Consider the following 8307-nt stretch of genomic DNA (forward strand, 5'->3'; position numbering starts at 1 on the left):
GTGGCAATAAAATCATATTTTGAAATTCCGGATTGGACCACTAGCGAAGGTAGCAATCCGTTTGATGAAACGTTGGCCCGGACCCTTTTGTTACAACAAGCGGGCATGGCGCCAACGATTATTAATCTCGATTGGACGCCCCGGCTGCGGGCCTACCAACAACGCGACGGTTGGCAAGACCAGCCTGTTTTGGGTTTGTACGATGACTTGCAATTAGCCACGGATGTCCAAGAGCGGGTGCTGAGTATTCGTGATTTAAACTGGCCGTCTGATGTGTTGTTTTTTACGACAGATGGCGGGCTATTTGTTTATCAAGGGGCAACCCGAATCGCGGAAGCCTTTATGAATCCGATGATGACAGATCGCTTAGATGTCGTGCGGTATTTCGCGGACGGCCAGGTAGTAGCGGAGAATCGTTATGATTACCGTGGTTTTTTGTCGCAACGCATTGAATATGAAAATGGTCAACCAACAACGCGCCGGTTTTATTCGCCGGGGGGCCGGCTACGTGGCTTCTATATTTTTACCGATCAACAACAAGCGTCATTGAGCTTAACGGAACCCTTCTACGGCCGAGATGTATTTTATGATGAGACTGATTTGCAAGCCCATTATCTACAACATCTATTTACAGACCTTGTTGGGGAGACGCCAGTGATTGTGAATGCCACCAATGCGAAGCTCGCGGTGGTAGCGCGTGTTACTACCTCGTTAGCACATGTCACGTTGAACGTCAGCAGTCGTGATAATTTGACACCCGATATGGACCAACTACAGGCATTGCAAGCACGGGGGAGTCAGGTTGTGACAACGACGGCCCATCAAAAGGCACAGTTGGTCAAGCAATTATCAGCCGAAACAGTTCAGCAGATTGTGGCGTGGCCAACACGGCCGGACAGCTTTGGGACGAGTTCGCAGTACCGCGAAGAAATTGTCGCCTGGTACGTCCCTAACTTTGAGGGATCGTATGAGCGTCAAGTAACCTTTGAAAAGCTGATGCAGTTAATGGTGGCATACCCCATGATGGCTGTTTGGATTGTGGGTGATGGCCCAGCGATGGACTTTTATTTGCAGTGGGCGCAAGAGACACTTGGCGATGACTTTTATTTTCCAAAAGAATATTCGACGTATAAGCAACAAAAAAACGACGAGGTAAAGCCACGCGTTGCGTTAAAAATTGCGACGGATGCCAAAACGACTTATCGCGCGTTGCTGCCAGCACGCATGATTCTTGATTTAGGTGATCAACCCGATGACTTCGTTGGGTCGACTGCCCTGACGTTGGGGGTGCCGTATTTCACAAAGATGCCATCTGATTTTATGGTCGTTGGTGATAATGGTGCGTTGGTGACAACAGTTGATGAATTGGATACTGGTTTGTCGCAGTATCTCTATCGGCTAAACGAGTGGACGCAGGCACGCACATTTGCAGAGAGTTTTGCGAAGCGTTTTGACAATGCGCACCTTGTAGCCGCTTGGCAACAAGTGTTGTCAGGGCAAGGAGGACAATGATGGCTGAAGATTTAGAAAAGCAAACCCGGCAACGATTACGTGATGAGGAAGTTTTAGATCGTGATCGTCAGAAGAATCGTGACGAAATTGCACGTTTACAGTCAAACCAAGCTGCGGTTGATAATGACGAAGTTCCGGTTGAAAAAATATCAGAAAAAACGCATCGCATTGTCGTAGAAGTGCAGGAAAAACCAAAAAAAGCGCCGAAAGCGAAATTCCGTCTCATTCAGGTTGGTGATCAAGCATGGCCGGTTGATGAATGGGACTTGGATCCTAAGTTACAGTCAGTACTCGTTACGACGGCAGCTGCCTTTCCTGCTCGACCATCTGCCCACTATGCAGTCTTTACTGATGAGATATTGGCTGGGCCAGACGTTTTAGCAATTGTGAAACGCCTGCCACCATTTTCAATCATTTATGCTAGCACAACAGTTGATCCAGAAATCGCGACTGTCTTACGCCAAAAAGCGGCTTTTTTTGTGCCAGGTGCTGGACACGCTTTATTTCAAACAATTGTCGATAATTTTTTCATGGGTCAACGTGGTATCCATTCGGGTGTTACGGAGGCGCTAGATATTTCGGAAACGTTCACGGGTTCTGTCGAACGCCGGGGACGCTTTCAAATGACCTTAAGTGGTGATTTTGGGCCTACCTTGCAGCAAGTGGTAACGTGGCACCCCATCAGCGTTGAAAAATTTGAAACGGTTTTAGCCGGTATGAATGGTATTTTTTTGGATGCCGGTGATAAAAAGGTTTACCTAGAAGGTAATCAACGTGGTGATGTGTACTGGGAATGGCACGTTGAATTCATTCAACCGGATGGTAAGCTGGTCCAATTCGTGATTCCCATGACGGAAAGCTTGCAAGAACACGTCTTTCCGGATGTGCATCCGTTTTATTCTTTCCAGATGTCATTGTGGATTAGTGGGCAAGGCGAGGTGGATTTTAACCGCGTGATTGTTCGGCGGTCGCGGTCGACGTATGGCACGCTGTTGCCGGGGGATGAAAAGCAGATGACCAGTACCGGTGATGAGGTGCTGTCGTACTTTAATCCAGGTGATTTAAAGCCGCCGCTATTGGTGTCCTTTACGGGATCACGGTTGTATGGGGATGGCTTTGAAATGATGAGTGTGTACGGTCGCCATAAGTTGCCGTACTTGCTCTTCACTGATTCCCGGACCCAAGGTGGCGCCTTCATGGTTGGTACGCCAGAGTATGAGCAACTGGTGATTGATAAAATTCGCGAGAAGCTACAATGGTTAGGTTTTGATGAGCACGATGTGGTGTTCCAAGGTTATTCTATGGGTTCATTCCCGGCCCTTTATTATGCGCGCCACTTCAAACCCCAGGGTATTATTGTCAGCAAGGCAATTGTGAATTTGGGCACCTTTTCCGGGCAAGATGGCTTTGCACATGGTGGTACGAAGGATTGGCCTCTTGATATGCGACGCCATTTATTCGGTCGGGTGCTTCGTGCCGATACACCGGTCATTGATCAAAAATTGTGGCAATCGATGGACCAAGTTGATTGGACACAGGTTGCCACGTATGTCTTTTCGCTTGCGCAAGATGAGTACGACGGGCAATCCTTGCCGCAACTGCTCCGATTTATTAAAGATCGTGGGGGCAGTGTGGAACATTTTTGGCTGGATGGTGACCACTTGGCGCACACTGACGAGATGATTAATTTCGTTGAAGGTAAGTTAGATTTATTGATTAAGCGGAGGCGCGCGACGTTATGAAAACATGGCAGAACGTCTATTGGACACAACAATCTGAGCTCCTGGAGTTGCAAGGTGCGACGGTTACGCATGCCCAAATTGATCAAGTGAATTACGAAAATGATATTTACGCGAGTGGGTTTGGTGTCGTCGTTTGGCGAAGTTTAGTCAATTTCCGGCGTGAATTTCGGCAAGAAACGCTAATGCCGCTCGTGCCGGGTCATGAATACCGTTTCCGTTTGGATGCGGTTGATGAAGGGTTAAACACGTATTTATTGGTGACGATGTATGATCAAGCGGGCACGATTATTTTAAGTAGTGGTCGCGGTCAAAAAGAAGTGCAACTAGTAGCGCCGGCTAATTTGGATCATTATGATGTGCAAATCATCGCCTTTGGCAACGGCCGCTTTGTTTTCGAAAAGATTTTTATTCAAGAAGTCTTGCTGACGGGAACCTACATTCCGAATGATTATGTTAGCCAGGATGGGCGGACGTTAGCGCGTTATGTTAACCGTGATGCAAATCGTCATCTCTTTGTGGCATTTACTGAACCGTTAGACAAAGAGACACAATGGCCGATTGCTAGCGCAACGGCGGCCCAGGTGCCGATGTTATTGTTTGCTAATCTTGGGTTAGCGGCGGATTATTATCAATCAAGTCCAGAGTTTGTCACAACCTTGATCCGCAATGCGCAAAGAGATGGCCGGTATGACACGATTAGTTTGGTTGGCACGGGACTAATTAGCCAGCTAGCAGCAGCCTATTACGGGGAACTGCTTCAGCTACCGGTTACTTGGTTGACGCCGTTACCTGATTATGAAACGGCACGCGTACAGTATGCTCGACCTAATGTGCTACGAGCGGCGGACGCACATGGGTGGCAGTTGCCCCAAGCAAATGTGGCAGGGGTGATAACTAGTCAGCAGCCAACACAAGCATTTGATGAAACCGCCTTAACAGGCCAAACGGTGAGTGTTGATACGAATGAGTTGTTACGCTTCCTCAAACATGAACAGAGTGGTGTTTTATAACACAACATGAAAACGCAAATCCCACCAATTAACTGCGGTGAGGTTTGCGTTTTCACTTTATTCAATCAATTTCGTTTAAAGTGTTGACATTTAATAGGTAGGTCTGTATTATATTACTTGTAGTTGCGATAAGTAATTACGTTATGGAGAATTACCCAAGTCTGGCTGAAGGGAACGGTCTTGAAAACCGTCAGGTCGGGAAACCGGCGCGTGGGTTCGAATCCCACATTCTCCTTTAACGTCATTGGCGTTACAACTTAAATATTTATTATCGCGGGATGGAGCAGTCTGGTAGCTCGTCGGGCCCATAACCCGAAGGTCGTAGGTTCAAATCCTGCTCCCGCAATTAATGGAGAATTACCCAAGTCTGGCTGAAGGGAACGGTCTTGAAAACCGTCAGGTCGTGAAAGCGGCGCGTGGGTTCGAATCCCACATTCTCCTTACTTAATAACCGTGTCCTTATGGGCGCGGTTATTTTTGTATCACGGCAGTTTTAGGTTGAGATTCTGGGAGACTTGGTCTGCTTATCTAAATGACTTTGGGAGGTTGTGAGACGATGCTGACACTACAATTGAGGTACTTGAGATATGCCATTGCGTCTGCTGTCTTAACGATTATTACGGCGCTGACGATGCCACTTTTACAGGGGAAAGCGGCCCTGTTACACATACCGGTACCTCATTTTGAGCTAATCGCGTTTATTGTGACGGCCTTGTTCATTGTGCTGGTCAATGTGCGAATGTTGATGCAGGCGTATCGGCAACAAAAAGAGACCGAATTAACCACGCTGTGGGTCCCAGTTGTGGGGCAAGCACTTTGGTTCGCAACGGTTGCTTGGTTACATGAAATGCCAGCGGCAGGGGACTTTTTGCGGACGATGACATTGCCGTTTGCATTGGCGGGAGTAACATTGTTGTTGCTATCGCTTGGTCTGCTACAACGCCGTGAACGTGCGATACCGTTAGATGCGGTCATGCAACAAAATGCTCGCCGGCTAACTTGGATTACGGTCGTGTTGGCCATTTACGCCTTGCTATTTTTCGGCATGACCTTAAATTGGCAATCAGGTTTGGCAGTCGCAACCTCAGTTTTGCTAATCGTTGATCCCCGTTGGCCAGCGTTTTGGGCCGGTTGGCGTCGTTTTAAAATTTTGCGGGCGTTGGCTGCCGATGGGGTAACCTTTCAAAATCCACAAGCATTGGATTACGTGCATGATGTAAAAAATGTTGTGGTTGAAAAGACGGGTATTCTGACGAGCGACACGATTGTTGTGCGGTCGGTCTTGTCTGTTGATGAACGGTACAGTGATTTTGATATTTTGGGAATTACAACTGGTTTGTTGGAACCATTTGATTCAGAATTAACCCGCTCAGTTTTGGCGTTTGCCGAAGAACGTGGGGTGTACCCATCAAGTGCCTCAGAACTAGAGCTTATGCCACTGGTTGGGGTAAAAGGGGTCATCTTAAATGAACGTTTCTCGATTGTGTCTGCGGCGTATGCGGTTGAGCAAAAGTTTGCTATCGATGCGGCGACGCTACAGTCGTATCAAGAATTAGGTAATTCTGTGAGTTACATTGTCGATGGTCTACAAGTCATTGGGGTCATTACGTTTGGCTCATCGCTTAATAACGCATTGCTAGCCGTTGACCGTCTCTTTACTGAGCAAGGATTACAAGTGCGCATGGCGACGGCCGATACAACTGGTTCAACAATGCAGGTGAAAAAGCTGATGGGATCGTTAACGGAAACCGTCGCTGATTTGACGCCGGCAGGTAAGCAAGCCCAAATGGTGGCTTGGCTGAATCAAGATAATACGATGTTAATTACGAATCAAACATTGCCGGCTGACGTGCAACCAACCATTACAGTTGCGGTTGGTGATCAGCCTATCAATGCGGACATTCACGTTGCGACAGTGACTGATTTGCGCAAGCTTTGGGATACTACTGAGGCGCTCTTTAGTACTGATACCAAGGTATTACGTTGGACGTCGGTGGTGATGGTGCTGTTTCTTTTGCTGGCAGCTGGCTTAGGCATCTTTATTTCACCATATTTCTTTGTAGCGCCAGTTGTTGCAACAATCTTAAGATTAGCGCTTTCATTGACCCTTTTAACGGTCGTTGATCCCGAATCATAACAAATGTTACAAGCGTAAAACAAGGCACCCGCCACACCGCCAAAAGGTTGATGTGGCGGGCTTTTTGTAAGCGTCACAGTTTCCGCTTCTAATTGACTTATTATGGGGAAAAGCCTAAAATGAAACCTGTGTTAATAAAGCGCAAAAAAACACTATCGATTTGACATAAACGTCAACTCTATAGACAGGAGATACAAGATGAACATTGCAATGATCATCCTGCTGTCGCTTGTCGCAATCGTAATCGGTGTTGTAATTGGATATATGGTGGCTAAGACACGAATTAACCACACGTTGACGATTGCGCACCAAACCGCATCAGATATTACGAGTCAAGCTGCCACTGATGCCGAGCAGATGAAGAAGTCTGCTTTGGTTGAGGCACGAGATGAAAGCCAACGTTACCAAGATCGTATCGAACGTGAGCTTCAAGAACGCCGTTCAGAAGTGAAGTCACAAGAAGATCGCTTGGTAAGTCGTGAGTCTGTATTGGATCGAAAGGACGCCTCATTGCAAAAGCGTGAGGAAGTTATTTCGGAAAAAGAAACGAAACTTGATCAACAACGACAAAGTGTCAACGACAAGCAGAAGCGTGCTGAATCATTGATTGATGAACGCGAAGCGAAGTTGGTGGAGATTGCAAACTTGAGTCGCGAAGACGCTCGTGAGCAAATCTTGTCAGAAACCAAGGAAGCTTTGGTTTCTGAACGCGCTGTCATGATTAAGGAAAGCGAAGAGCAAGCTGCGGCCGAAGCTGAAAAGCGGGCTAAGAACTTGGTAGTTAGTGCTATCCAACGTTCTGCTGCAGATATGGTTGCTGAAACAACGGTATCTGTTGTGACGTTACCTAACGATGACATGAAGGGACGAATTATCGGTCGTGAAGGTCGAAACATTCGGGCCATCGAAACGGTTACTGGTATTGATTTGATTATCGATGATACACCAGAAGCTGTGGTATTGAGTGGCTTTGATCCAGTCCGTCGTGAAATTGCGAAGAATGCTTTGGAGAAGTTGATTGCTGATGGTCGTATTCACCCAGCTCGTATTGAAGAGATGGTGGAGAAGGCCCGCAAGGAAATGGACGAGCACATCCGCGAAGTCGGTGAGCAAACTATTTTCGATCTCGGCATTCATAGCATGCACCCAGACTTGATTAAAACAATCGGTCGCATGAACTATCGTACAAGTTACGGTCAAAACGTACTGGTACACTCAATTGAAGTCGCTAAACTAACTGGCATGTTGGCTGCTGAGTTAGGTGAAGACGTTACGCTTGCCAAGCGCGCAGGATTATTACACGATATTGGTAAGGCGATTGATCATGAAGTGGATGGTTCCCACGTAGAACTTGGTGTTGAAATTGCCAAGAAGTACAAGGAACGTCCAGTTGTGGTTAACGCTATTGCCTCACACCACGGTGACGTAGAACCTGATTCTGTCATTGCTGTCTTGGTTGCAGCTGCTGATTCAATTTCAGCTGCTCGACCAGGTGCACGTTCAGAGTCACTTGAAAACTATGTCCAACGTTTGCAACAACTTGAAGCCATCGCAAATGACTTCAACGGGGTTGAAAAGTCATTTGCGATCCAAGCAGGTCGTGAGGTTCGCGTTATTGTTGAGCCAGCAGCTGTTACCGATTTGGAAGCAACTGTTTTGGCCCGCGATATCAAGAATCAAATTGAACACGATTTGGATTACCCAGGCCACATTAAGGTTACGGTTATTCGCGAATCACGTTCAGTTGAATACGCAAAGTAAAATGAAAAAGAGGCTGGGACAGAACAGTTCTAGCTGAAAATGAAGAAGGAGAAGAAAATCCGACGGATTTTCTTCTCCTTCTTTCTTTTTATCCAAAAATAACGGGATTTTATCCCGCCATGATGGCCATTTTCGTCATATTCAT

5 protein-coding genes and 3 tRNA genes are annotated in these 8307 nt (G+C 46.9%); all 8 read left to right on the forward strand.

Features of this window, described 5'->3' with window-relative positions; translation table 11 throughout:
• The 8 genes from asp1 to rny all read left to right on the forward strand — a co-directional run bounded on the left by asp1 (nucleotide 1) and on the right by rny (nucleotide 8162).
• Nucleotides 1–1512, forward strand: coding sequence for an accessory Sec system glycosyltransferase Asp1 (asp1, locus tag ACJ28U_RS01645; protein ID WP_407618192.1), 1512 nt, complete (start codon nucleotides 1–3; stop codon nucleotides 1510–1512).
• On the forward strand, nucleotides 1512–3254 hold the full coding sequence (asp2, locus tag ACJ28U_RS01650; RefSeq protein WP_407618193.1) for an accessory Sec system protein Asp2: 1743 nt from the start codon (nucleotides 1512–1514) through the stop codon (nucleotides 3252–3254). Before asp1 ends, asp2 begins: the two co-directional genes overlap by 1 nt.
• Complete coding sequence (locus ACJ28U_RS01655; protein ID WP_407618194.1) at nucleotides 3251–4264, forward strand: accessory Sec system protein Asp3; 1014 nt, start codon at nucleotides 3251–3253, stop codon at nucleotides 4262–4264. The genes asp2 and ACJ28U_RS01655 overlap by 4 nt, the downstream gene beginning before the upstream one ends.
• Before the next feature lie 145 nt (nucleotides 4265–4409).
• Nucleotides 4410–4499: transfer RNA gene (locus ACJ28U_RS01660), tRNA-Ser, on the forward strand.
• Between the two features lie 37 nt (nucleotides 4500–4536).
• Nucleotides 4537–4610: transfer RNA gene (locus ACJ28U_RS01665), tRNA-Met, on the forward strand.
• Between the two features lie 5 nt (nucleotides 4611–4615).
• A tRNA-Ser gene (locus tag ACJ28U_RS01670) sits at nucleotides 4616–4705 on the forward strand.
• Nucleotides 4706–4820: 115 nt separating this feature from the next.
• Nucleotides 4821–6401: an ATPase P gene (locus tag ACJ28U_RS01675; RefSeq protein ID WP_407618195.1), complete on the forward strand. Its 1581-nt coding sequence runs from the start codon at nucleotides 4821–4823 to the stop codon at nucleotides 6399–6401.
• 198 nt (nucleotides 6402–6599) lie between these two features.
• Nucleotides 6600–8162 (forward strand): ribonuclease Y, encoded by a 1563-nt coding sequence (rny, locus tag ACJ28U_RS01680; RefSeq protein ID WP_010371024.1) that lies wholly within the window; start codon nucleotides 6600–6602, stop codon nucleotides 8160–8162.
• Nucleotides 8163–8307: the final 145 nt, after the last annotated feature.

The sequence above is a fragment of the Weissella sp. MSCH1 genome (assembly GCF_045799135.1).
Classification (GTDB): Bacteria; Bacillota; Bacilli; order Lactobacillales; family Lactobacillaceae; genus Weissella.